The following is a 24622-nucleotide window of genomic DNA, read 5'->3' as shown; positions in this document are numbered from 1 at the left end:
TTCCAATCTTGATTATAGCTTGGAATGAGAACCATCGGGAACACCACCGTGTTTTGTTGCTATGCCGTAATCAGTAACCTTTCGTGAATACTGCTGTTAAGCGGGATACGATGACGGTCGTATCCCTTTTTGATTATAAGCCGACTTTTGGCTTTTCGCCGCGAAACAGCAGCTTCTTAGGAGGCTGCGTGTTCGTGGTATTTTTATGCCCGAAAACAACTCTGATTTTGTAGGAGGGGATCGGTTCAATGACTGATTTGAAACCATACGCCTATATCGAAGCGGAACCGCTGCCGATAGGTGTAATACCCGGAAGGGTTACGGAACTTCAGCGAGTTTCGCGCATTGTCAAATTGCTGCCTCGCGTGGCAAAAGGCGATTGCCATGCGACATAAGGGTAAAAGGGAGGCTACAATTAAATGAACAACCATGATGAAAAATTCGTAAATCCCCAAATACTGGTACTTGTTTTGAGTAAAATGCTCGACAAGACGGTAGTACGCGCAGATTATCAACTCAAAGAGTTGCAAGGCGGGACATTAGGGGTTGTTAGGCTTGTTACGGGGATGACTGAAACCTCCGACGGTGAGAGTCTGCCGTATAAGGTGGTGTGGAAAACACAGAAAAAATGGGAGCGCCACGGTGACCCTGATTCATGGCGCAGGGAATACGACCTCTATATATCGGATTTCGCAAAGTTTTTCACGGATTCTCTCCGCTGGCCAGAATGTTATTACGGGGAAATGAACGGTGATGAGATACAGTTATGGATGGAACATATTGAGGGGGTGTCAGGCTTAAATCTAACCCCCGAAATGTATGAACGTGCAGCCGAGGAATTGGGGCGGTTTCAAGGCAAGCTATATGCTAAGCAATCGGATGTATCACTGAATCTGATCAATGTAAGCGAGGTTGACTTCGTAAAAAGCTCCTATCTGCGGTATCAGTCGTGGAAAGTTTTGTATGATTATATACGCTCCGACGACTGCGAAATTCCGAAGCACCTATGTAAAATGCTCATAGACATAGATAACCATGCGGACGAAATATTCAGTCGCATTGAAAAGCTGCCAATTGTGTTTTGCCATAGAGATTTTTGGGTGGCAAACATATTCTACTCGGACAGGAAAATCGCACTCATCGACTGGGATACCGCTGGATGGGGGTACATGGGCGAGGACGTCGCGAGTTTAATAGCGGACGAAGCGGACGTCTGTCATATGGTTGAATACTACCAAAAATGCATTCCGGCTTATTACAGGGGCTTTTCGGAATATGTGGATGTGTCCCATATCACCGATCATTGTGTCCATGAACTAATCCTTACTATGTTCGGATACAGGCTTGTGGAGTGGTATACATTCGCGGAGTCGCCCGAGGATAAATCCATGCACCTTGATACCTTGCAAAAAATTTATGAAATGAGGAATATATCGATAAAATTTGATTAAAAACCTTATCAACATAGAATATTTCCTGAAAAATACAAAGATTGATTTTAAAAAGGGAATATTAGTGAACAGCCTTGTCAGAAATTATCTATTATGCGGATAAAAATCCAATGTTTCATGTGAAGATATTTGTACAAGTTAAGTAGATTTGATAAAGAAACCTCTCTGTAATGGCGGTGATTACAACCTCCATTACCATAGAGAGGTTTCTGTTTGGTTTCCTACTCCAACGAAGAAGGCGGAATCATGCTGGAGAAGCGAAAGCGGTCCCCTTTGTCCCCGGTTTTCAACCATATCATAGGATAATAAGAAATCTGGGGGCAACAGGGATCGGAAGCATGATCCGCATGCGTAGTGATGGATTACAAAACAAAGATTTGAATTAGTACGACCCGATCAGAGTGGCGGAATTATTCGGTAATTGCACGAGGCTTATTGGATCTGTATCTGTTGACGAAAAAGTGGATGTGCTGCTGCGTATCATCAACTATGCCCCTATGATGTCACGATATTCTCATCCACGATACAAAAAACCGCCCGACGCTTATGGCCGGGCGGTTTTTTGTATCAAGGCCCCCATGTCACCGTCGGGTATGGAAGCTGATCGTAGGCGCTGGCCCAATAATAGGAGTCGGCCATGATTCGCCGCGGCAGGAAGCCGATCTGGCCTCGGGATACGGGGACCGATTCGGATTGGGATTGGAACACGCCAGCCGCATTCGTCGCGGCATTCACATACTTGCCGGCCATATGAGTGAAGCGTCCGCTGATTTTGGCGGTTACCGGCAGTCTTGTTTCCATATCCACCATCTTCACGGTTACTTTGGCCGTACCGGCGGAATAGACGATGGTCATGTGGTCGATGACCATGGGTTTCATCGCGGAGGGAGCCGTCGTTGCGGTGGCCGCTGCGCTGGGGGCTCCTTCATTGCCGCTAATATCCACGGCCGAGATTTTATAATAATAGGTCGTATCCGGCAGGAGCCCCGTATCTGTGTAATTGAGCCCTTTCGAAGTCCCTGCGTAAGTATCCGGCCCAATGTTAAAAGCGGCATCGGTTCCCCTGTAGACACGATACTCATTCACGGCAGAGTTATCCGCTGCCATATCGTAGGATATGTTAATCCGTTGAAAATCAAAAGTAACTGCTTCTGCCCCGCTGACCGTACTCGGCGGTTCTTGATCCGAAGGAGGCTGCCATGTGTAGCCGCCCGGCCCCCACTGGCTTGGAAAATCAACGATGGACGAGTAATGATGGAGGGCGATTCCTCCAAACGCCGGGTCGTTCTGAAAAGCGTTGTACGCCTTGTTTAACTCCTGTTCCATGTAGATGCGTCCTTCTTCATGGAAGCTGATGGTCTCAGGATCTCCGCCATCCGCGATATCTTTTGTCTCAACCCCGATCACAACCGATTTCGGTTTGCCAATCGCATTGGCATAGGCCAGCTCATTCAGCGCTTGCGCAATAATGCCCGCACTGCCCTCCGCCTGATCGCGGTAATCCATAATCGAGATGTAGTCCACCGTGTCCTGAACATGCTCAGAGAGCCATTTGGTTCCTCCGTTCCATGCGATATTGCTGGCATCGGCGGAGGTGTCGTACCATCTTGGAATGGCCGCGCCGACGGACAAGGTGAGACCAGATGCCTGTTTGCGTTCCATCAGCAGTTTCAGCATATCCAGGTACTGGATTTGGACGGAAGGTTTTGCCGTTTTGAAATCGGGCAGGATATACGGCTCCGTATCCACGTTTACGCCATCAAAGCGGGCCAATTCGGAGGAAGCCAGGTTGTAATTCAAGATTTGCTCGAATTCCTTGACGGCATGAGGGTGATAACGACTATACGCTCCGAAATAAGGTGGAGTGGTGCCGCCGGCGATTAATGCTTGAACATAGAAACCTTCGCCGTGTGCCCATTCTACGAATTGTTGAACCTCGCCTCGGTAATCCTCCAGCATGGCAGCTCCGTTATATTTACCTACAGCTAAATAAAGGGTCGTAATCGGCCGTTGATTAAACGTCGCTGTATCCTTGGCCATAGAAGAGAGCACGCTTCGCGAATTCGGATTCAGCACCAGTGGATAGGAGGCATTCTCCCAGATCCAGATTGCACGGTCCTGATCCGGCAGCGGCTCAGGACCGTAGGTGGTGCTTGTTACCGTTTCAGGATACACGGCATCGGTAACAGCAGCAGAATTATCACCTTCGTTAATGGGTAATGGATTACCGGAACTTACATAAACCGTTAAGCTATAACCTGTATTGCCATACGTATCGGTGGCGCGGGCTTCCAGGCTGTGAACCTGCTGCGGGTATGGACACGTGTCAAATTCGTATGTGTATCCATTATGTGCGGAAGGAATTTGCATCCATGCGCCGCCGTCGATGCGGAGCTCAACCAGGGCTATCGGGTTTTTACCCTCGGCTGATATGCCAACCTCAATGGTGTCGTTCTGCTGTGTAAACTCAGCAGGGCTGGTAATCTGCACTTCCGGAATATGAGCCGCAGGATTATCGATGTTAAGGTGGATCCAAGGAGACCAGATGCCATATCGTGTTACCGCGTCGTTTGCTTTAAGGACAATCTCGACCGAGCCATCCAGCTGACTTGTATCGAGTGAGTAAGACCAGGACCCGCTGTCATCCCCATTGGGATCATCCATCCGAACGTCCGTTACCCATTCACCGTTAACGATGAGCTGGAGATCATATACACCGGAGTAGGTTCCGAATAACTCAGTCACACCCGGCTGCAGCGTTTGCCCGTCCTGATGAGAATCCAACGTAATCAATGCAGCGGCCTGAGCATGGGGGATTGGAACACCAATTGTCGCCATCAGAACTGCCGCCAGAAACAAGAGCCCGCACCTGCGTAAATGTGAAAGCATCATTTTATTCACATCCTTGTCAGTATGATGTAAATCTAATTGACTCAACGGCAGCCGAAATGACGTTACTAACATAAAAATACAAATCTGTGTTATTTTGAAGCGTTTACTTTTTAATATTACAAAAATAAACGATTAGAACCGATGTTGGATTCGTGTTAAGTTATTATTTTTTAAGGCAAGCAGGTACGACTCCATATTCGATAACCCGATGAATGGTACCACGTACGTCAACTCGTTCAAATGTGCCATGATCCAGACTTATATGCATGGGCATGCCGTGAACGGGCCGCATCATCAGATTCGGAGTGATTTTTGCATTACGCACTAATGAAAAATTAAATCGTTGAAGAAGAACAGCGAGGACGATCTTAAGTTCTTGCATGGCGAAGTGCCAACCTATACACATATGAGGTCCTGCACTAAATGGTAAGAATTCAAACGCAGATGGTTTAATGGTCTGCCACCGGTAGGGTTTAAAATAATTTGGGTCCTCGTAAAGCTCAGGGAGACGATGTGTAATGAATTGGCTGAAAAATACATTGGTGCCCTCCGGAAGGGCGTAACCATCCAGCTCACAAGGGGCATTTGTAATGCGGGTACCGATGCTAGCTGGAGGAAGCAAACGTAAACTCTCTTTGACAACATAGTCCAGCAGGGAGAGTCGACTTAGTTTCTCATGTGTCAGATGGCTTCCACCCATCACGGCGTTTAATTCTTCCATTAAGTTTGCATATATATTCGGGTGCTGTACCAGTAGAAAAAATGCCCAAGTCAAAGCATTTGCAGTGGTTTCATGACCCGCTGTATAGATTGAGAATGCATGTCCGACTAATTCTTCATCCGATAATGCTGAGCCCTCCTCATCATATCCTCTAATAAGTGCTGCTAGTACATCCGTTGCATCAGACTCCTGTCGTTTCTCATGAATCATGGACCGTATTTGAGTATTAAGCTGCTGTGCATTACGTAGTGAGCGACGATATGGAGTGAAAGGAATATTGAGTGGAGCAAGCGTGGCAAGCAGAAAAGACTTCGTAAACCGGTTAATCAGCATCCCCATCGTATCCATCATTTCACTATTTTGAACACCGAATAACGTTTTAAGGGCGATGCGCTGCGTTAACTTTTTCATTTCAGTGTTAATGTCAATCAGGGTACGACCTCTCCATTCGTCTGCCAACTGTTCCGTTATTAACGTCATATCCTGGCCGTATCTTTCAATTTGACTGTGCAGAAAGGCGGGCTGTATCAGGCGACGATGCTCTTTGTGCTTTTCTACCGCGTCATCAACACGCAGATTATGGTAGAACAAATCCCCCATAACCGTGTCTTTGGGTATTTTAACAAGAGCCGTGCTCATCTCAAAGAAATTCGGATTGGATAGAATTTGACGGTTCAGCTCAGGACCAAACGCAAATACAGCTGAAGGTTTGACGCTTTGCCCCAGGGCCGAAAGTTTACCATACCCTTCTAACAATTTTTGTTGAAATGCGAAAGGGCTGCGAAAAAAGTGAAACATATTGATCCTCCAGCCGAAGGCGGAGTGGGGTCCAGGGATTCGGTTCATGATCACACTTCCTTTTTTATATAATTTGTAATGAAATGTTTCATATAATTCATAATAAATTCACGAAGAGAATTAAGCAAGGTATTTTTGAACTATATGAATTGCATTATTACAAAACATTCAGTATAGTTTTATACGAGAGGTGAGAAGATGAACGGCTATCAACTACGCACGGAGAAGAAAAAAGAACAAATTATGAAGACAGCCTTTGATTTGATAAGCAAATATGGAGTGGATAAGACAAGTATTACAGAAATTTCCAAACACGCTCGCGTGTCTCCCGTCTCCATTTATAATTATTTTGGCAGTAAGGAAGAGCTTATACGTATGACGTTTATCGATTATATGAGTAAAATCATGAACGAGTATGAGAAGCTCCTGGAAGAGCCTATCCTTTTTCAAGAAAAATTAAAATTGTTGTTGGGGTCAAGAATGAACAGCGTGGATCAAATCAATGTGGATCTTATTCAAATCAGCAATGAACCGTCTGTTCGGGAGCATATCGAGGCTTTTTACAAGGAAAGGACGATTCCCTTTTTTGTGAAATTGATTGAGCAAGGCAAGCAGGAAGGAGATATTGATCCCCATATTTCGATAGAAGCGGCTTTGTTCTATATTCAAGTGTTTAAGGATGCGCTAGCGCGTCCGGGATTCATTGCACAAGCAAGCCCAGCTATGCTTCGGGATATTGATCGACTATTCTACTATGGGTTGATTGGGAGAGGGGAGCATTCTGGGGGAGAGAGAACTTAGTGAGATTGTTGATATAGGAATTAGGCAGACAACCTTTGGTGAAGACCAAAGGTTGTTTTGGTTTGTGTACAGCATCAAAAGCAATATGTAATTCCAAGACAGCACGCATTGCGATTCGGGATGTTCGCATCAATCATCGATCGCAACAAGTTATGCCCGCATCTCCGCCTCGAGACCGAGTGCAGCGCTATACCTGAGACGGTATGACCCTGCCGGGATATCCGGTATGATGTGTTTAACGAATGTTGCAGGGGGATTCATGGCAAGGAATATTCAATACAAAAAAGTAAGGTGGTGTTACAGCTGCTGCACAAATTGCTTAAATCCGTCATGCAGAGCACCTGGATGATATGGGAACGCATCTTTGCATTCATATCCCGGTTTCGCAGCTCGCATATCTCACACTTTGGCATATGCACGGTGATGATTAAGTAAGACATCAGGGGGAACCCATCGTCTGTGAGGATTCCACAGTCATACATAATGGAGATTTAATCGGTGAGCTTCATCTGGACAACGAAACGATCCTGAGGTTAATTCGGTCGGAAGGACCGGATCGTGCGGCTTTGAAAATCGCGAGGCTCGGAAGAAAATCCATGAAGCAGATAAGCTGTGCCTACGAAAACCAGACCGAGTTCAGCGAGGTCAGCGCCTTGGTCGGAATTACGCTGCTGCACCGCGGCCTGACGCATGGACTCGGATTCGAGCATCAAGAGATGAAACCCGACATTTTTCAGAAGATAACGACTTTGTACCTCCGCATGCTGCTGTCTGTCATGCACCCGGAGGGCAAAAGCCGCATCGAACGAAGAACCGAATTGCTTGTCCCGATGATGCTGATCCATACCCGGTCTTCGCTGAGGAAACGCTTTTCAATGCCGGATAGAAGGCAGGCACATGAAGATGGATATGGGGCAAGTCTGGTATCGGCTACGATTGAAGGTTAAAGGTTGAAGGAGGAGATCCATACATGGAGGATTGGTATAAACTGGACCACGCCGGGAAACTGTTCCCCGCGGTGGCGGGAAGGGAGAATTCTTCGACCTACAGGTTGTCGATGATGCTGACGAGTCTCGTTCACGAAGAGGTTTTACAGACGGCATTGGATGAGGTCATATCGAGATTTCCGCTATTGAATGTCGAACTGAGAAACGGCCTGTTCTGGAAATTCCTGAGGGAGAAGGAGACACGTCTGATGGTGGAGCCGGAATCCACCTATCCCTGTGCACCTGTCACGCTATCGGGAGCTAACGGAAGTCTGGTGAGGGTTCTATATCACGGCAACAAGATCAGTGTGGAGATATTCCATGCACTGACCGACGGTGGAGGGGCGCTTGAGTTTCTCAAAACCCTGGTGTTCCAGTATTTATATCGGATCGGTGAGAGTGTGGAGGACAGGGATGGGCTAATTTTGCCGCCCGCCTCCTTTGCCCGTTATGCCGAAGCGCAGGACAGCTTTAAGGCTCACTATACCTCCACGGTTTCGGAAATCAGGACGCCGGAGGCCTTGCAGATTCCAGGTACGCGCTTTTCGCCTTATGGTCACAACGTGATCCACGGAATGATTCACGCCTCCCGGCTGAATGCAGCAGCCAAGCAGCACGGGGCAACCCTTACTGCTTACTTGACGGCACTTCTGATCATGGCGGTTCATGACTCCACGCTTCCCTTGAACAACGAGAACCGACCTATTGTGATCAGCATGCCGGTGAATCTGAGAAAAATCTTTCCTTCCAGCAGCCTGCGTAATTTTTTTGCGGTTATCAACATCGGCGTGCGGATCGAAGCAGGCATGACATTCGAGCAGGTGCTCGAAATTGTACAAGCCCAGATGAAAGAAAAAACAACCAAGCCGTATCTAACTCAAGCGATGGCCAGCAGCATGAAGTACGAGAAGAACCTTCTATCGAGATTTACACCCTTGAAGTTGTAAGGATCTCGCGATTCGGTATGGATTCGACCATTACGGTGAGGAACGCCAAAACCCTCACGCTTACCAATCTCGGCCGAATCGATATTCCTGCCAGCATGGGAGCGCATATCGAAGCGATGGAAACAACGATGTATCCCACAGCCAAAAGCCCGATGAATTGTGCCGTATGCTCCATTAACGAGCAGCTCACAATCACCTTTGCACGGAATATCGTCGAAAACGATGTGATCCAACACTTCTTCCGCCAGCTCTCCGGCTTAAGCGGTCTGGACGTGAGGATTATCAGCAATGATTGGGGGGATGGGGGCATGAGATGCGAGAGCTGTGGCGTTATCGTAGATCCGGCGCATGCAGCGTGTCCCTTGTGCCGTAGGAACTTACATGGCAAGGACGCGGCATCATTAGCTGGTAATCGATGGTATCCCGCCTATACGGTTCAGGAGGAGGAGCGTGCCAGCACTCTTCTCTCCAAGTGGCTCGCCTTTATTGTTGTAGCCGTCATCAGTGTTTCCGTCATAATTAACGTGCTGGGAAATCGCGATGTTTGGTGGAGTCTGTATCTGATGCCCTGTATGCTGTATGCCTGGCTGTTCATCAGACACACCTTGATGTCCCGATCACATCTTGGCGGCAAGGTCATCGTTCAACTGCTCGGATTGTCCGGTATGCTGCTGTGGATCAATGTGGTGGCGAATACAAATTACTGGTCGACCGGCTACGTGATCCCGTTCCTGATGATGGCGGCAACCTTTATCATAACGCTGATCTGCAGCACGAAAAAAAATGCGTTGGCGGGAGTTCGCAGGATACCTGCTAACCCTGATTCTCCTTGGATTTATCCCCTTGCTGCTGTATGCCGTCGGCATGTCGCACGTGTTATGGACAGCCGTTGCGGCTGCGCTGTACGCGCTGCTCACCTTTGGCGGGATGTGCCTGCTCGCTGACAAGGGATTCCGCCAGGACATCAAGCGCAGATTACATTTTTGACAGGAGGAATGCAGGGTGAATACAATCAGGATTCGAAGAATGGCAGATTATGACCGTGACGTTCGCAGGGAAGTGGCCGAGGTATTTGTTGACGGGTACTATAACGAGCTGTCCTATTTCACGCAGGACAGGAACACGCTGCAAACAGCCTTTCAAGACTTGTTCAGTCCTGAGGTGTTTTATGTGGCTGAGGTGCAGGGCGTGATCATCGGGATTCTGGCTTGTTCCCATAACGGACAGCGGGCGATGCCGGTGGCGTTAACCCCGCTTCAGGATGCTCTTGGAGACAAGACCGGCAAACTGACTTATGAGGTTATGAAAAACGAATTTAATCTGGCGCTGCCATACGATGACGATACCGGCTATATCGAATGTGTGGCCACAACGGAAAAAGCACGCGGCAAAGGAGTTTCTACTGCGTTGATGAAGCATGTGATGAAGGAGCTGCCCTACAGGCGTTATGTCCTGGAAGTGGCGAACAGCAACGAAGCCGGGCTTCGGCTGTATCCGAAATTAGGATTTCGGGAGATTGAACGCAAGCCCGAAGGGCACTCGGAGGATTCAGGATTCCATGAACGCATTTATATGGAGTGGAGTAAGCCCCTCAACCTAAACCTGAATAGATAATCTTGAAAGAGAACGACCTTCTGACCTTCGGCTTCGATTCCAATTCGAAGCGGGAGGTTTCTTGTTTTTTGAGCTTCAGCCATGATACTTTAGTATGTATCGCCAGCTTAACGGCATACTTCATACTGAAGTGAAGATGTTGAGTACCGAATAGATGTGGATTGCGGGGTGACGCCATGTTTGAACTGCTGATCACGATGACCGAGCGGATCGGGATCATTGTGACGATTGCCTTTATTGTTACCCGTCTGAGATTTTTTCGGACGATGATAAGTCAGGACAAGCTGGCGCCTGTGCAGCAGCTGCAAGCCATATTGGTTTTTGGCGTTCTGGGTATCGTCGGAACGTATACGGGCATAACCGTAAATACCGAATCGCTTGAAGTGAACAAATGGATGATGCAGGTTGCCGGAGAAGAAGCGATTGCAAACTCCCGGGTTGTCGGCGTAGTCATGGCCGGAATGTTCGGAGGTTGGAGAATCGGGCTCGGCGCAGGCCTGATAGCAGGACTCCATCGTTTTACTTTAGGCGGTTTTACGAGTCTGGCCTGTGGCTTGGCCACCATATTAGCAGGACTCTTGGCCAGCTTGTTTCATAAGAAGAATGAGAAGGTTTCTTTTTCAGCGGCACTGTTAATGGGGGCGTTGGCAGAATCTCTTCAGATGCTGATCATCCTGCTCTTGTCGAGGCCATTTGAACAGGCCGTGTCTTTGGTTGGATATATTGGAGTTCCGATGATTGTAGCAAACGGGATCGGATGTGCTTTATTTCTGCTGATTATCCGGTCCGTATTGAATGAAGAGGAGAGGATTGCTGCCCTGCAGGCCCAAACCTCACTTCGTATCGCTCGCAGGACGCTTGCCTACATGCGTCAGGGCATGAATCCACAGTCTGCGGAGGCGGTATGCCGGATCTTATACGAAGAAGTCAAAGCCAGTGCCATAGCCATGACCGATGATCGTGTTATTCTGGCTCATATCGGGACAGGGGATGACCACCACGCAGCAGGCCGACCGCTGCAGACTGAAGTAACACGCCGGGTCATTGAACAAGGGGAGCAATTGATCGCCGATCGGGATCATATTCAATGCCAGAAGACGGAATGTCCGCTTGGGGCGGTGATCATCGGGCCCTTGAAACAAGGGGAACACACCGTGGGTACCCTAAAGTTCTATTTCAGCAGTCCCAAGGATATCTCGCATGTAACGAAGGAACTGATGTCCGGTCTTACCATGTTGTTAAGTTACCAGCTGGAGGCCGCTCAGTTGGCCGAAACCAAGGAGCTTGCCAGAGAAGCTGAGATTAAGACGCTGCAAGCCCAAATCCATCCGCATTTTCTGTTTAATACATTGAATACCATACTATCTTTAACGCGGATTGATGCAGAGAAGGCAAGAAAACTATTGCGGAATCTATCGAATTATATCCGTCAGAATCTGTCGGCAGCAACCTCTGAGAAGGCGACGCTTCAGGATGAGCTGCAGCATATACGTTCATATATGAGCATTGAACAGACTCGATTCGAGGATAAACTGTTTATTCGCTATGAGGTGGAGGATGCCGCGCTCCATGCGCTGGTGCCGCCGCTGACCTTGCAGCCGTTAGTGGAGAACAGCATACGTCACGGCTTCAGGGACAAGACGGACAACTGTGTCATCGATATCCTCGTTGAGGGTGAACCTGCCTCAGGCGTATCCGTCACGATCAGGGATAATGGAGAGGGCATTACGCCGGAACGGCTTCAGTACCTGGGCCGCCAAATGCTCGATTCAACATCGGGAACCGGAATGGCCGTGTACAATGTAAATCGAAGGTTAACCTTGATGTATGGACCCGAGGCATCACTAAACATCAAGAGTGACAAATCGGCAGGAACCGAAATCAATTTCCGAATTCCGCCTGCAGTTAACGTTAAAATCCATTCATGAAGGAAGGGGACCCATCACATGACCGAACGTATTCGAACACTGATCGTGGACGATGAACGTTACAGCCGTGAAGAACTGATCTTTCTATTAAAGCAGCATCCGGCATTGGAAATTGTCGGGGAAGCAGATTCCGGGGAACAGGCGGTGTTAAGGACGATGCAGCTGCAGCCGGAAGCGGTGTTTCTGGACGTAGAAATGCCGCGGATGAACGGACTTGAGACGGCAAGAGCATTAACGAGATTGAAGAATCCCCCCCAAATCGTGTTTGCAACGGCGTATCCTCAATTTGGCGTGGAGGCTTTTCAATTCGAAGCGCTGGACTATCTGTTAAAGCCGATTGACGAGGAACGTCTGGCAGAGACCGCAAGGCGTCTGGAAAAAGCTTTTCATAAAGAAGCTTCCGCCGCACATCTTCCTCTTAAATCCTCCGGCAAGCTGTCGCTGGAAGAGAACGGCGAGATTCTCTTTATCGATCCGGACGAAATTATCTATATCTCACGTGAGGATACATATTCCAAGATCGTCACAGCCCATAAGCATTACCGTGTTAAAACCCCGTTGAAGGAGCTGGAGGTGAAGCTGCAGAAGTATCCGTTCTTTCGAATCCACAAAAGCTACATGGTTCACCTGGATTATGTTAACAGGCTGGTTCCCTGGTTTAACGGTGCATTCCAGCTTGAGCTTAAGGACTGCAGCGATAAACTCGCTGTGAGCCGAAACTATGCCAAGGCGTTTCGCGAAGCCATGGAGTTATAGCAAGCGGTGTTTGGGTAGCAATGCAGTAAGGGATGATATAGAAATAGAGCTGGATGTACATGCCATGATATGCGTGTTAATCTTCATTTTGCGCATCTTGATGAGCGGGAACGACATGTTAACTCAAAACCGACCTCTCGTCTTGCTGAATTGTTTATAATCAATGTAAGCGATTCCAATAGAGGAGGGCGAAGGCATGTATACCTTCATTATATCCATCATTCTGCTTGTTGCCGGATATTTTACTTACGGTAAATACATTGAAAAAATGTTCGGGGTTAAAGAAGAGAGGGCCACTCCAGCCTATGTCAATCAGGACGGCGTTGATTACCTCCCCATGAGCTCCAATAAAAACTCTCTTATTCAGCTCCTGAATATAGCCGGTGTAGGGCCGATCTTCGGCCCGATTATGGGAGCACTGTATGGACCGGTTGCTTTTATCTGGATTGTGCTCGGATGTATTTTTGCCGGAGCCGTCCATGACTATCTGACAGGCATGATCTCGATCCGTAACCGCGGCGCGCATTTGCCGGAGCTTGCAGGCAAGTTTCTGGGGAAAGTGATGAAGCATGTTGTGAACGCTTTCGCGATCCTGCTGCTGATTCTGGTGGGTACAGTCTTTGTTACTTCACCGGCCAGTTTGCTTCACAACCTGATAAACGGCAAAGTCAGCCTGTTGATCATCACACTGTTTATTTTCGGTTATTATATTTTGGCTACACTGCTGCCGATCGATAAGATCATCGGCCGGTTTTATCCCATTTTCGGTGCACTGCTGCTAGTTGCCTCATTAGGTGTCGGCGGAATGCTGATCATTCAGCAGGTGCCCATACCGGAATTGACTCTAGCCAATCTTCATCCTGATCAAATGCCGATCTTCCCGCTGTTGTTTCTAACCATAACCTGCGGAGCTCTGTCCGGATTCCATGCAACCCAAACACCGATCATTTCCCGGACTACGCAGACCGAGAAGCAGGGACGTAAAATTTTCTACGGTATGATGATTGCCGAGGGCATTATTGCGATGGTGTGGGCGGCCGCTGCCATGAGTTTGTTCCAAGGGGCCAACGGTTTGAATGAGCTGCTTGCTACAGGAGGAACAGGTCTCGTGGTAAGTGAAGTAGCGAAGGTAACGTTAGGAGCCGTAGTAGGCACACTGGCTGTGCTGGGTGTCATCGTATTGCCGATTACGTCAGGTGATACCGCTTTCCGCAGTGCGCGGATGATCATTGCCGATTATATCAAGCTACCTCAGTTCAGCATGAAAAAACGTCTGCTCATTGCGGTTCCGCTCTTTGTGATCTCCATTGCGTTAACGCAAATTGACTTCAATATTCTGTGGAGATATTTCTCTTGGGCCAACCAGGCGACAGCCGCCATTGCTCTGTTTGTCGGTGCGATGTACCTGTTCATTGCCCGTAAGAATTACTGGGTGGCTCTGATTCCGGGTGCGTTTATACTCTATACAACCACGGTGTATATTTTGAACGCCGAAATCGGCTTCAGGCAGTCCTTGAATGTATCGTATGTTGCAGGTGCGGTTATCAGTGTCGTGCTCGTGATCCTATTCTTCAAAGCGGCGCAGAAATCTCGCGCAGCCGAGCTGTCGCTGGAGGTGGATATCTCCGATTACCGCAACATCGCATCATGATCGAGAGTCCGTATCCCGCGATGCCAACAGCTAAGAAATTGTCCCCATAGTAGATAGTCTACAGGGCGTAGCCCCAATTCTCATTCATGAACGGCCAAAAAGGTCGAAGACAGGCTCTATATGAGTTCTTGTCTTCGACCTTTTTTCATGCGCGCCCAGACTTATGACAGGTGTCATATGGATTTCTTTACAGGTGTGAATGTTGCTCCTCACGGTTCGCATTTACAATAAAGCTGCGAGATTAACCTACGAGGGAAGAAGGGAAGGCAACCATGGAACAACGAACGAACCGCATCCGCCTGCTGGATATATTGAGAGGCTTCGCCATCCTGGGAACGCTCGGGACGAATATCTGGATTTTCGCTCATGCGGGAGACCTGAACTATATCACCACCTCTAACTACGAGGGCTGGTGGGAGATGAACGATTTGCTTCGCATGATCGTGCTGTTTCTGGTGAACGGGAAACTGCTCGGCCTACTGACGATCATGTTCGGCGTCGGACTGGAGATGAAGTACCGTCAGGCAAAACGTATAGGAAAGCCATGGCCTGGCGTTTACTTATGGGCCGTCATGTTTCTGTTCGTTGAAGGTTTGCTGCATTTTATCTTGGTCATGGAGTATGACATCTTAATGAGTTATGGCGTGACGGCCGTTATTGCAGCCTTTATCGTGAAGGGCGGCGACCGTCTCATCGCCCGCACGATGAACGTGATCGGCTGCCTCTACGCAGCGATGTTCCTGGCCCTCCTTGCACTGATGCTGACAAGCGGCGGTCTATCGCCGGGCAGCTTCGAAGCCGTCATCACACTATATCAAGAAGGGACGTGGCTTGATCAAGTCAGCTACCGCCTGGCCAACTTCCTTCCCCTCCGGATAGAGGCCATCTTCGTCATCCCGCTGAACATATTCCTGTTCCTGCTGGGCGTTCGTTTCATGCGCGCAGGGGTGTTCTCACCGGATGAGAATGGCAAAAAGCTGAGGGAGAAGCTGTTGAAGATCGGTCTATATGCCGGTTTGCCTCTGAATCTGCTCATTTTTATCCCGGGTGGGGCATTCGACCTGCCGGTCCGATACTTGTTTGCCCCGCTGATGTCGATAGGGTATATAGCAATCATTGCCAAAATGATACAATATACGAAGTGGGATGGGCTGTGGCATCTTCTGGAGAATGCCGGGAAAATGTCCTTGAGTTGTTATGTGATCCAGAACCTCATCGCATCCGCCGTTTTCTACGGCTGGGGGTTGGGACTGGCCGGCAAGCTGAATTCCGCCGCCATTATCGTTGTTTGGCTGCTGATCTCCGTATCCCTTCTCGGATTTGCATCCTTGTGGCTGCGAAGCTTCCGGCTGGGGCCCATGGAGACATTCCGCAAAACGGCAATAGGATTATTCGATAGAAATTAGCAGGGGGTTAGGGATGCTCGACAAGCTGTATCCGAAAGACCAAATTAAAAATTATTTGCTCATAGATTTCGTGCTGATCGTGTTTTTATTCTACCGCGTGCTCCGTTTGGACGGGGCGCTGGGACTATGGAGCAGCCTTATGCTGCTCCTGCTATTTCTCGTCTCCTTTTATTTCGCGTTGTGGCGCCGGGACGGCGGGCTGCTGGCGGCCGTATTGTCCGGCCTGTTCGTTCTTGCGGTCCTCGCGGTGTATATCGGTCCGGTCATCCTATGGTTCGGGTTTATTTTTGCCGACCTGCTTGGCAGGTCCAGATCCAAAGGGCACATCGCGATCGGCAGCGCGGGCATTGCCCTTTCCTTTATGTTCGTGTTCATCATTCGGATGGAACCGCTGCTCCAGATATCTAATGCCGTGTACTTGCCGGTGATGATCATCCAGACGGTGTACCCCATCGTCATCTATATCAAGGAGAAATCCAAAAGCCTTCAAGGAGAGCTTGATGCTGCGAACGAGCAGATTGCGAAATTTATTCAGCAGGAAGAACGGCAGCGGATTGCAAGAGATCTGCACGACATCTTGGGACAGACCTTGATGATGATTAAATTGAAAAGCGAGCTGGCCATCAAGTGGGTAGATAAAGATACTGCCCAGGCGAAGCGGGAGCTAGGCGATATTCTGGCTACCTCCAGAACGGCGATCAAGCAGGTGAGGGAACTGGTATCGGAGATGAAGTTCATCTCTCTTCCCGGCGAACTGGAGCATTCGGTAGAACTGCTCCGAACGGCAGGCATCGCACTTTATATTGAATATCATGGCAAGACACCGCTGTTATCCAGCGTGGAAGAGACGATGCTGTCGCTGTGCGTCCGCGAGGCTACTACCAACATTATCAAGCACAGCGGGGCGAAGCATTGCACGATCACGCTGGAAGTCAAGGAGCAATCCTACGTCATCCATATTACAGATGACGGCAAGGGGGTTGCGCAGCAGGAAGGCGGGAATGGCATTCCGTCAATGGTGGAGCGAATGCAGATCTTAGGAGGCTCCTTCGCGATTTGCCCATCCCCTGCGGGAGGGACGGTTCTGTCCCTGAAACTTCCGATTCACCAGCACGAGAAGGAGGACGATTCATGATTCGGATTATCATTGCCGAAGATCAGAAAATGCTTCGCGGCGCTTTCGCCTCGCTGCTCCGATTCGAAGACGATATCGAGGTGGTGGCGGAAGTGCCGGACGGGGAACAAGCATGGGAAGCAATACGGCATCATCAGCCGGATATATGCCTGCTCGACATCGAGATGCCTGGCATCAACGGCCTTGAGCTGGCCGAGAATATCCGACATGCCGGCTTACCGTGTAAGATTATGATCGTTACAACCTTCGCGCGCCCCGGCTATTTGCAGAAAGCGATGAATGCGCAGGTGGAGGGTTATCTCTTAAAGGATGAGCCGATCGATTTCTTGATCGAGGCCATTCGGCGGATCATGAAGGGCGAGCGAGTCGTCAGCACCGATCTGGCGGCGGCACTGTTCATGAAGGGAGAGAATCCGCTGAGCGAGCGGGAAATCGAAATGCTTCGCTTGACCAAGGAAGGGATGACGACAGGCGAAATTAGCAAGGCTCTATTTCTGACTACAGGGACCGTACGCAATTACTTGTCCTCTGCCATTCAGAAGCTGGAGGCTGATTCCAGGCAGCAGGCGGCCGCCATCGCGGAGGATAAAGGGTGGCTCTGATTCGTGTTGTGCATCATGATCCTGAGCACGTATCCAGCAATAGCAATAAGCAGAAACCGTCTATGGATATTGTCCATGGACGGTTTATTTTTTTCTAAATAAGATAGCCATGTAAAGAGCATGCCCAAGCCCTATGGATTATTTCCGTAATTAATCGACAAGCGTCCCTCATAAGATGAAGTGATGGAGCATTCTCCGAAAGGAATTGTGGGAGGTGGAATGATTTGTTGTCGATATTGCTATTCATTTTTGCCATCGGTGCCGCCATTGCCAGTGTGGATACAACCTGCGGCTTGAATGTATTGGGCAGCCTGGACAGCACGAAGGTCAGCAAATTCAGATATGCGCTTGTGTATATTGCGTCCTGCACGCTGGGAGGAGCCGTGACGGGACTGGCAATAGGGCTCTTTAATTTTTTGCTCAAATTCACCCCTGTCGGTCTGTATCAGAACTACATCATTATCACGCTGTTTGCCGTATTCCTGGTGTTGGAGTTGATTCATCGAACGGGAATTCTTCCATCAGGCAATTTCATCGTTCCATCGGAGTGGATCAAGCACGCAGGTTATCGCTCTGCTGCATTATGGGGACATATTATGGGTTTGGGATTCATCACGCTGCAAGTGGGCGTGCTGTTTCACGCCTATATTCTGGTTTCCCTGTTTGCTTCACCGTGGTGGCTGAGTTTGCTGGCCGGCATAACGTTCGGGTTCGTTCGGGGGATGGTATTCAGCCTGCCGCTGATCCGCTCTATTGTATATCGCATGCTTGAAAAAAGAGTACACAGCATCACGCTGCTCACCGCGGTGCGGCAAGCCGTTTCCAAGCTGCTGATTATCGGATCCATCATTTGGATCATCAGCTACTAAAGTTAAGGAGCCTGATAGACCTATGTATGAGCTTGTTGCCATATCGGTTACGCTTCCCATGCTCTTGTCGGTGGTGAGTTTTGTCTGGAGCCGTATATTCGGTGATCCGGATCATTTTCCCGGAAGTGCCCGTCTGCATGTTCAACTCATCCTCTCACAAGCGGTGTCGATTACCTTGATATACTGCTTTCCATCAGCTGTCAGCTTCCTGATCCTCTCGGTACTTTATTTCACTCAGGGATTGGGTGTGGCTTACTTCATTAGGATAAAGGGGAGGGTGGACTGCGGCTGTCTGGGTCCTCAGATTAATTCGAAGCTGGGCTGGCCGTTGATATTGTTCAATTTAGTTATGGGTTCCATCGGTTTGGCGGCATACAGCAATCCCGACTGGTTTGTGTACGGTTACTCCTTCACCATAACAGGTCTGCTAATGGAGGGCATGCTGCTGCTGCTTGCACTGCTCATCATGGTGGGGGTCCCGGATGCCCTGCATGCGATCCGATTGTACCGCGATATTGCCGCACCTCATTATGCCAAACTCAAAAGATTTTAAGGAGGCTGCCAATGAACACATTCTTCTGGATCTCTTATTCCATTCTATGGCTTCTGGTTGTACCCTTGGTGATTCTGAATCTGGTCCTGTTCCGGCAGTTGGGAATTATGGTGATGGGCACCGCGAGGGGCGTGAATCAATCCGGTATTCCTGTCGGCAAAAAAATTCCCGAAGCCGTGACAACAAAGCTGCAAGGAACTGAGTGGTCCACCAGCGAGCTGATGGGCATGCCGTCTTTAATGCTTTTTGGCTCACCGACGTGTAAGGAATGCGCCGACATTTTGCCGGATTTCAAGCGGATTGCCGAGAAGAACAACGTGAAACCGGTCCTGCTGTTATTCTCGTCTGTGGATTTAGCATCGGATTATATCCGAAAAATCGCATATGAGGATGAGGTGCTTATCGTAAGTTCGGAGTTTGCCAACCATCTGGATGTGCAGGTTACACCTTATGCGTATGCGGTGGATACGAACGGTGTCATTCGGCACAAGGGACTGGTTAACAGCCGGGAACAGCTCGAGGCGTATGCGAAGGCAGCAAGAGCTTCTTAAGAAGGGGTGTAGAGCATGTGGCGGAAGCCGGAAAGCAAGGATGAAGAGACACAGGTGCTGATCAGTCAGGTTACCCGGAAAATGAATCGCAAATCGCTTCTGAACCAATTTGCGCAAAAGACGGCAGAGACGCTGGCCAAGATATTGGTTCGGCCTGACGATGATGAAATCGTCAAAATCTCGTTCGCCGCGGGCCCTTGCAGACCTCCGCACGGACAATATTGCACGGGCTGCGGGGCAGACGCCTCCTGCCCTTCAGATTATATCGTTTGTACACCCAACACGGTAATCACTGATTGCAAAGGGTTATGTCCTTATCCCGCCGGGTGGTGGTATACAAGTGATCCGGTCGGGCAGCGGGCGAAGTGTCAGGATTGCATCTCCCAACAAGCGCATCCTTACATCGGACGGGATTGGTGTTATCAGGGCGCACAGGTCTATGGACGTTATGTCATCTGTGCATGCAGGTCAACGGATATGTATTGAGCTGTTCGCAATCATCAGCGCATTCACGCAAAAATTCAGCCGAACCTATGCTGATTTCGGACCAATGGACAAATAAACAGGTCCCCCTTTCGTTTGTACAGGCTGTTAGCCGGACAATCATCCAGGAAATTGGAGATTATGACGGAAATCATTTCAACTTGGCCGTAAATCATGCATACTTAATTTCCTAATAGGGTTGGAAGGGGCATGCGGCCATGGCTAAAGTAAAACGAGGGGATATCATTTTGTTCACTATGATCCTGATTATTGGATCTGTAACGGTTCTTCAGTGGTGGAGCCATCAGCATGTGGCGTATGAGCAGGGGCAGCTCCAGGCATTGATCACGGTCAATGGTAAGGAATATGAGACGGTCCCTTTGATCGGAGACGAGCGTGTCATTGATATTAAGACCAAATATGGCCATAACACGCTGAAAGTTTATGATTACGGCATACAGATGATATATTCGGATGCTCCGAAGAGCATTGCACTGGATATGGGGTTTATTTCAAAGCCATACCAGCAGATCATTTGCGTTCCGACAAGAGTCGTGGTTGAAGTGTTGGTTCCGGAGACTGAACAGGGAGAGTCGGATCTGGATGCCGTGGTTGGATAAGCGAATAGAATAGTGGAGGAGCCGGCTGATTAAGTCGGCTTTTTTCGGTTTTTCAAGACCAATGTTATGGTGAAGCACTCGTAACTTTTTCGCGGAAAGATCGTTATAATTAGAGGATGAGTCGTCATAACAACACATTGCCGAGAAATAAAATGGATGGGGGAGTAAAATGCTTTCCATTGTAAAAGGACCGTATCTCCAAAACCCGGCTGAGCATTGTATAACCGTCATGTGGGAAACTTCGTTACCTGCGTCCTCCAGAGTGGACATCTTGCTGGCTGAGCGAATACACAGCGGATATCAAGGGAACTACAAGTTGCCGGATAAGCCATTCGGCACGTTCACTGTCGGGTCTGAATCCAGGATTCACCAAATTATAGTAGAGGGCCTTGAGCCGGGGACCATCTATTATTACAAGATCCACTCACGCAATGACTCAGGTGAGATTGAATCCAAGCTGTATATGTTCAAGACCGCGGCAGGACGCGGTGTGCCAATCTCCTTTACGGTGACCAGCGAAACCGGAGGATACAGCGGGTTTGATGCTACTGACGGCCTTATCAATCAGAGGATATTCAGCCAGATGAAGCAGTATAGACCCGATATTGCCTTATTTGTCGGGGATGTTGTCAATGACGGGAAGAACGATGAGGATTGGAATACATATTTCTTCGGACCCGGCCGCGATTTTTTTGTGGATACGCCATTTTACAGCTGCCTGGGGAATCATGAGGACAACGCATCCTGGTATTATGACCTTTTTGCTTTTCCTGAACCTCGGAACTATTATTCCTTCAACTATGGGGATGTTCATTTCGTCTGTTTGGACAGCACGGATTTGATAAAAAAGAAAGATTATCCTTACAGCTCCGGGGTGATGGGTCCGGGAAATCCGCAATATGATTTTTTGGTGCGTGATTTGGAATCGTCGTCTGCGCGGTGGAACATCGTGTTTTTTCACTATCCACCGTATGTTTCAGGCGGTTACCAAGTGGAGGCTCTCCGGCAGCTCTGTCCGGTATTTGAAGAGTACGGAGTGGATTTGGTTATGAACTCGCACATGATTGTATATGAGCGAAGCCATCCACTCCGAGACGGGATAATTGATTACGATCATGGGATTGTTTACATTGTAGCAGGTGGTGCCGGGGCCATGCCGGACTGGCTGCTTCCCAAGAGAGAGTGGCATACATCGCAGTCCTTGGCCGTACCGCATTTTCTTCAAGTGGTTGTTACAACGGACCGTTTGGAATTGCGTGCCGTCGATGACCAGGGGCGGTTATTTGACCAACTGCAGATACGAAAAAACACTGAGGGCAGAAGAGATTTCATCTAATAAAAAAGTTATTATAATAACTCGAAAGGAAAAGAAATCGAGTCTACCTTGATATGGGATGGAGATCAATTTGTTGCGCAGGGTTCAGGGGAATAGGATGAAGAAGTTCAAAATTACACTATTGATTCTGTTGGTGCTGTTGTATTGTCTCCCATTGTGTACGTACAGGTTAATGAAATGCTCTATGCCAAAAGGGTCAACGCTTACCTTCTTGAAGAAGAGCATTATCGGCAAGAAGAGATACAGTCCGTTCAAGGCATATGGGGAGTGAAGCTGCCTCCATTTTATACGGTTGTGATCTTTAAGGATGAGCCAGAAGTCGAATACATCTATTTTGCGCACAACCATATTATGCAGTTCGAGTACCAATTGACTCCCGAGGGAGAAGCTCGCGGAATTACCCGATCACAACTGAAACATTATAATCCTAGAGATTGATATGATATTATTTACGTATTGGATACGTTTACAAGGGGGAGCATCACATGTCCATTGCATGGCAAACATCACGTCTGCAGTTGAAGATCCTGGATCAGGATCGGGCAGCAGAAGTGGTGGATTTTATCGTCGGGAACGAGCCTTGCTTCAAAATTTGGGAGCCTGTAAGGGAACCGGATACTTTACGATTGGTAAACAAGTAGAGCTTCTTGCGGCGGAAAGACGCAGTATAGCTGACGGCTCCCTGTTCAAGGTGTGGCTGCATCAGGATGACAAGATCATCGGATCCGTAGCGGTCAGCAACATCGTTCGGGGCGTATTTCAATCGGGGCATGTCGGCTACAAGCTGGCACAGAGTCACACGGGAAATGGGTATATGACCGAAGCACTGAGCGCTGTCGTATCCCATTGCTTTGATACACTGGAGATGCACCGGCTGGAAGCCAATATCATGCCGAGGAATGCAGCCTCGTTGAATGTGGTGAGACGCTTAGGCTTCTATGAAGAGGGTCTGGCAATCAAATACCTGAAAATTAACGGTGTGTGGGAGGACCATCTTCATATGGTTATCCGAAATGAACGCCTGGAGTAAAGTGCTTGAAGCGTTTTACCGAGACTCGAGGCCTGAGACGGGAGTTTTTGAGGCTGGGTCTTCGTTTTTTTGCGTTATATCAATATCATCAGCGCTGTGGAGGGGGTATCATGCTTCGGCCCCATTGTATTTCGAAATATAGGCTGTTGATTATCGATCGGGAGAGGGTACGTGTATGTCCAAAAAGCCTAAGGTTGCCATCGGTTTGATATTGTTAATCATCGTGTCTTTAGCTTCAAATCTGGTATTATTCAACGCCTTACATAAGAATAAGCAAGAGAATGCCCAGAGCATTCAAAGAGTGGAAGAGAACATGAAGCAATTACAGGATGATATGCTGCTGGCCCAGTCCAAAATTACGCAGATGGATCGTGTTAATCCACAATCCGATGCTCATCAGCAACAGGAGGCTGTGGCGGTCAGCAGCATGAGCGACGAGGCCATTTCCGAGGTCCAAGCTGATATGAAGAAACTCAATCAGATCGTAGATCATCTGCCTCAGGTTAAGGAAAAGCTGGGTTTTATTCTAGCTGTTAAGAAGGAAGCTGCCGGCTATTCCCTTGTATTGGATGATGTAGAATGGTTCTCAGCTGAAGCAGCAGAGCAAGCTGCCGCCGAGGATGGCGTTCCTGACACTGCTTCTTTAAGCAATGGATTCTATATTCGCAATCCGGTAACAGACGATACGCATATACACCTCCCAACGGATGCATTGCTGTATGTACTGGACGGGTCAAGAACGGTTGAAGTGAAGCTTCATGAAATGGTCACGATGAATCTCGTAGATCGTTTGTTTCATGTGCGGTATGCGGGAGACTCTGCCATCCTATTAGAAGAACAATACAGACCTTAACCAATTAAACACGAGGTGAATGACATGGGGGAGTTTCATCAGGAAGCTTGGCCCGATTGGGCAACGGAGAAGATTAGTATTGCCGCACCGGATCCTGCCTGGCTTAACAAAGGACTTCATGAGGTTGCCGAACTTAAGCAGTTGCTGGCACAATATGGTGTTGTGCAGATCGAACATATCGGAAGCACGTCCATACCTGGGATGCCGGCAAAACCGATTATCGATGTCATGGCGAAGATCCAATCTTTTGAAGAGATTGACTGTATAGCTGAGATGCTGGAGGTGCATCGCTGGAGCTATGTTCCACCAGAGTTGGATGGGAGAACGTACCGAAGATTTTTTGTCAGAGTCAGGAATGATCGGCGAGAGTGTCACTTGCATCTGATGCTGGACAAGGAGCCGAGATGGGAGAAGCAGCTTCAGTTTCGGGATCGGCTTAGGGAGCAGCCTAAGTGGGCTCAGCAATATGCTGAATTGAAAGTGAAGCTGGCACAAGAGAATCAGGATGATCGAGAGGCATACACGGCTGCAAAAACAGAGTTTATCCAGCGTGTACTTGGAAGCTAGAGGAGAGGCATGCGTGTAACCGGCAGCTTCCTATCAATTTGCTCAAATTATTGAATAAATTTTCGATAAAAT

The 24622-nt window shown here is 48.6% G+C and carries 26 protein-coding genes and 1 pseudogene; 25 read left to right on the top strand and 2 right to left on the bottom strand.

The genetic code is table 11. The features are described 5' to 3' along the window. Positions 1-248: 248 nt before the first annotated feature. Together PVOR_RS30730 and PVOR_RS18110 are read left to right on the top strand one after the other, a co-directional pair. Positions 249-395: a hypothetical protein gene (locus PVOR_RS30730; RefSeq protein ID WP_006210885.1), complete on the top strand. Its 147-nt coding sequence runs from the start codon at positions 249-251 to the stop codon at positions 393-395. A gap of 24 nt (positions 396-419) precedes the next feature. Next, positions 420-1451 (top strand): aminoglycoside phosphotransferase family protein, encoded by a 1032-nt coding sequence (locus PVOR_RS18110; protein WP_006210884.1) that lies wholly within the window; start codon positions 420-422, stop codon positions 1449-1451. 567 nt (positions 1452-2018) lie between these two features. On the opposite strand, the gene PVOR_RS18105 is transcribed toward PVOR_RS18110, so the two are convergent. Together PVOR_RS18105 and PVOR_RS18100 are read right to left on the bottom strand one after the other, a co-directional pair. Further along, complete coding sequence (locus PVOR_RS18105) at positions 2019-4343, bottom strand: Ig-like domain-containing protein (protein WP_006210883.1); 2325 nt, start codon at positions 4341-4343, stop codon at positions 2019-2021. 163 nt (positions 4344-4506) lie between these two features. Then, positions 4507-5862, bottom strand: coding sequence for a cytochrome P450 (locus tag PVOR_RS18100; protein WP_234973016.1), 1356 nt, complete (start codon positions 5860-5862; stop codon positions 4507-4509). A gap of 198 nt (positions 5863-6060) precedes the next feature. Between PVOR_RS18100 and PVOR_RS18095 the strand changes: the two genes are divergently transcribed. The 23 genes and pseudogenes from PVOR_RS18095 (at position 6061) to PVOR_RS17995 (ending at position 24550) form a co-directional block, all read left to right on the top strand. Continuing rightward, entirely contained in the window at positions 6061-6663 is a 603-nt protein-coding gene (locus PVOR_RS18095; protein ID WP_006210881.1) for a TetR/AcrR family transcriptional regulator, read from the top strand. A gap of 452 nt (positions 6664-7115) precedes the next feature. Then, positions 7116-7610 carry a YkoP family protein gene (locus PVOR_RS18090; protein WP_419144520.1) on the top strand — a complete coding sequence of 165 codons (495 nt, stop codon included), beginning with the start codon at positions 7116-7118 and terminating at the stop codon, positions 7608-7610. A 23-nt stretch (positions 7611-7633) separates the two neighbouring features. Further along, positions 7634-8596, top strand: coding sequence for an alcohol acetyltransferase (locus PVOR_RS18085; RefSeq protein WP_234973015.1), 963 nt, complete (start codon positions 7634-7636; stop codon positions 8594-8596). Positions 8597-8613: 17 nt separating this feature from the next. Then, positions 8614-9318, top strand: a pseudogene (locus PVOR_RS32845) (DUF6320 domain-containing protein); the annotation flags it as partial. A gap of 61 nt (positions 9319-9379) precedes the next feature. After that, entirely contained in the window at positions 9380-9583 is a 204-nt protein-coding gene (locus tag PVOR_RS32010; RefSeq protein WP_234973014.1) for a DUF6320 domain-containing protein, read from the top strand. Positions 9584-9598: 15 nt separating this feature from the next. Continuing rightward, positions 9599-10210, top strand: a complete 612-nt coding sequence (locus tag PVOR_RS18075) for a GNAT family N-acetyltransferase (protein ID WP_006210877.1) — start codon at positions 9599-9601, stop codon at positions 10208-10210. A gap of 176 nt (positions 10211-10386) precedes the next feature. Continuing rightward, positions 10387-12138 (top strand): sensor histidine kinase, encoded by a 1752-nt coding sequence (locus tag PVOR_RS18070; RefSeq protein WP_006210876.1) that lies wholly within the window; start codon positions 10387-10389, stop codon positions 12136-12138. An 18-nt stretch (positions 12139-12156) separates the two neighbouring features. Continuing rightward, positions 12157-12894: a LytR/AlgR family response regulator transcription factor gene (locus PVOR_RS18065; protein ID WP_006210875.1), complete on the top strand. Its 738-nt coding sequence runs from the start codon at positions 12157-12159 to the stop codon at positions 12892-12894. A 196-nt stretch (positions 12895-13090) separates the two neighbouring features. Continuing rightward, positions 13091-14545, top strand: a complete 1455-nt coding sequence (locus PVOR_RS18060; protein WP_006210874.1) for a carbon starvation CstA family protein — start codon at positions 13091-13093, stop codon at positions 14543-14545. Between the two features lie 272 nt (positions 14546-14817). Continuing rightward, on the top strand, positions 14818-15951 hold the full coding sequence (locus PVOR_RS18055) for a DUF418 domain-containing protein (RefSeq protein ID WP_006210873.1): 1134 nt from the start codon (positions 14818-14820) through the stop codon (positions 15949-15951). Positions 15952-15964: 13 nt separating this feature from the next. Beyond that, entirely contained in the window at positions 15965-17086 is a 1122-nt protein-coding gene (locus tag PVOR_RS18050) for a sensor histidine kinase (RefSeq protein ID WP_006210872.1), read from the top strand. Then, the gene (locus PVOR_RS18045) at positions 17083-17688 is read left to right on the top strand and encodes a response regulator transcription factor (RefSeq protein ID WP_006210871.1); all 606 of its coding nucleotides are present in this window, start codon (positions 17083-17085) and stop codon (positions 17686-17688) included. The genes PVOR_RS18050 and PVOR_RS18045 overlap by 4 nt, the downstream gene beginning before the upstream one ends. Before the next feature lie 224 nt (positions 17689-17912). Continuing rightward, positions 17913-18557, top strand: coding sequence for a hypothetical protein (locus PVOR_RS18040; RefSeq protein WP_006210869.1), 645 nt, complete (start codon positions 17913-17915; stop codon positions 18555-18557). 22 nt (positions 18558-18579) lie between these two features. Next, positions 18580-19110: a MauE/DoxX family redox-associated membrane protein gene (locus PVOR_RS18035; RefSeq protein WP_006210868.1), complete on the top strand. Its 531-nt coding sequence runs from the start codon at positions 18580-18582 to the stop codon at positions 19108-19110. Between the two features lie 11 nt (positions 19111-19121). Then, positions 19122-19661, top strand: a complete 540-nt coding sequence (locus PVOR_RS18030; RefSeq protein ID WP_006210867.1) for a redoxin family protein — start codon at positions 19122-19124, stop codon at positions 19659-19661. Between the two features lie 15 nt (positions 19662-19676). Continuing rightward, on the top strand, positions 19677-20147 hold the full coding sequence (locus PVOR_RS18025; RefSeq protein ID WP_006210866.1) for a hypothetical protein: 471 nt from the start codon (positions 19677-19679) through the stop codon (positions 20145-20147). A 215-nt stretch (positions 20148-20362) separates the two neighbouring features. Further along, positions 20363-20764: a NusG domain II-containing protein gene (locus tag PVOR_RS18020; RefSeq protein WP_006210864.1), complete on the top strand. Its 402-nt coding sequence runs from the start codon at positions 20363-20365 to the stop codon at positions 20762-20764. Positions 20765-20933: 169 nt separating this feature from the next. Then, positions 20934-22100 (top strand): purple acid phosphatase family protein, encoded by a 1167-nt coding sequence (locus tag PVOR_RS18015; protein ID WP_006210863.1) that lies wholly within the window; start codon positions 20934-20936, stop codon positions 22098-22100. Between the two features lie 156 nt (positions 22101-22256). Further along, entirely contained in the window at positions 22257-22538 is a 282-nt protein-coding gene (locus tag PVOR_RS18010) for a DUF3139 domain-containing protein (protein ID WP_234973013.1), read from the top strand. Between the two features lie 47 nt (positions 22539-22585). Beyond that, entirely contained in the window at positions 22586-22741 is a 156-nt protein-coding gene (locus PVOR_RS32005) for a hypothetical protein (protein ID WP_234973012.1), read from the top strand. Beyond that, positions 22681-23130 carry a GNAT family N-acetyltransferase gene (locus PVOR_RS18005; protein ID WP_234973011.1) on the top strand — a complete coding sequence of 150 codons (450 nt, stop codon included), beginning with the start codon at positions 22681-22683 and terminating at the stop codon, positions 23128-23130. Before PVOR_RS32005 ends, PVOR_RS18005 begins: the two co-directional genes overlap by 61 nt. A gap of 175 nt (positions 23131-23305) precedes the next feature. Beyond that, positions 23306-23983 (top strand): hypothetical protein, encoded by a 678-nt coding sequence (locus PVOR_RS18000; protein ID WP_006210860.1) that lies wholly within the window; start codon positions 23306-23308, stop codon positions 23981-23983. Between the two features lie 24 nt (positions 23984-24007). Further along, positions 24008-24550 carry a GrpB family protein gene (locus PVOR_RS17995; protein WP_006210859.1) on the top strand — a complete coding sequence of 181 codons (543 nt, stop codon included), beginning with the start codon at positions 24008-24010 and terminating at the stop codon, positions 24548-24550. The last annotated feature ends 72 nt before the right edge of the window (positions 24551-24622 follow it).

The sequence above is a fragment of the Paenibacillus vortex V453 genome (genome assembly GCF_000193415.1).
Lineage (GTDB): Bacteria > Bacillota > Bacilli > Paenibacillales > Paenibacillaceae > Paenibacillus_AQ > Paenibacillus_AQ glucanolyticus.
Note: the sequence above shows the minus strand (reverse complement) of the source record. Positions and strands in the feature narration are given on the sequence as shown.

Bases quoted from the DNA above. Each gene is read 5' to 3' on its own strand.
- PVOR_RS18100 (WP_234973016.1), bottom strand. From the start codon at position 5,862: ATGTTTCACTTTTTTCGCAGCCCTTTCGCATTTCAACAAAAATTGTTA.
- PVOR_RS18095 (WP_006210881.1), top strand. From the start codon at position 6,061: ATGAACGGCTATCAACTACGCACGGAGAAGAAAAAAGAACAAATTATG.
- PVOR_RS18085 (WP_234973015.1), top strand. From the start codon at position 7,634: ATGGAGGATTGGTATAAACTGGACCACGCCGGGAAACTGTTCCCCGCG.
- PVOR_RS18060 (WP_006210874.1), top strand. From the start codon at position 13,091: ATGTATACCTTCATTATATCCATCATTCTGCTTGTTGCCGGATATTTT.
- PVOR_RS18045 (WP_006210871.1), top strand. From the start codon at position 17,083: ATGATTCGGATTATCATTGCCGAAGATCAGAAAATGCTTCGCGGCGCT.
- PVOR_RS18050 (WP_006210872.1), top strand. From the start codon at position 15,965: ATGCTCGACAAGCTGTATCCGAAAGACCAAATTAAAAATTATTTGCTC.
- PVOR_RS18105 (WP_006210883.1), bottom strand. From the start codon at position 4,343: ATGATGCTTTCACATTTACGCAGGTGCGGGCTCTTGTTTCTGGCGGCA.
- PVOR_RS30730 (WP_006210885.1), top strand. From the start codon at position 249: ATGACTGATTTGAAACCATACGCCTATATCGAAGCGGAACCGCTGCCG.
- PVOR_RS18025 (WP_006210866.1), top strand. From the start codon at position 19,677: ATGTGGCGGAAGCCGGAAAGCAAGGATGAAGAGACACAGGTGCTGATC.
- PVOR_RS32010 (WP_234973014.1), top strand. From the start codon at position 9,380: ATGCGTTGGCGGGAGTTCGCAGGATACCTGCTAACCCTGATTCTCCTT.
- PVOR_RS18015 (WP_006210863.1), top strand. From the start codon at position 20,934: ATGCTTTCCATTGTAAAAGGACCGTATCTCCAAAACCCGGCTGAGCAT.
- PVOR_RS32005 (WP_234973012.1), top strand. From the start codon at position 22,586: ATGTCCATTGCATGGCAAACATCACGTCTGCAGTTGAAGATCCTGGAT.
- PVOR_RS18000 (WP_006210860.1), top strand. From the start codon at position 23,306: ATGTCCAAAAAGCCTAAGGTTGCCATCGGTTTGATATTGTTAATCATC.
- PVOR_RS18030 (WP_006210867.1), top strand. From the start codon at position 19,122: ATGAACACATTCTTCTGGATCTCTTATTCCATTCTATGGCTTCTGGTT.
- PVOR_RS18070 (WP_006210876.1), top strand. From the start codon at position 10,387: ATGTTTGAACTGCTGATCACGATGACCGAGCGGATCGGGATCATTGTG.
- PVOR_RS18065 (WP_006210875.1), top strand. From the start codon at position 12,157: ATGACCGAACGTATTCGAACACTGATCGTGGACGATGAACGTTACAGC.
- PVOR_RS17995 (WP_006210859.1), top strand. From the start codon at position 24,008: ATGGGGGAGTTTCATCAGGAAGCTTGGCCCGATTGGGCAACGGAGAAG.
- PVOR_RS18110 (WP_006210884.1), top strand. From the start codon at position 420: ATGAACAACCATGATGAAAAATTCGTAAATCCCCAAATACTGGTACTT.
- PVOR_RS18020 (WP_006210864.1), top strand. From the start codon at position 20,363: ATGGCTAAAGTAAAACGAGGGGATATCATTTTGTTCACTATGATCCTG.
- PVOR_RS18055 (WP_006210873.1), top strand. From the start codon at position 14,818: ATGGAACAACGAACGAACCGCATCCGCCTGCTGGATATATTGAGAGGC.
- PVOR_RS18035 (WP_006210868.1), top strand. From the start codon at position 18,580: ATGTATGAGCTTGTTGCCATATCGGTTACGCTTCCCATGCTCTTGTCG.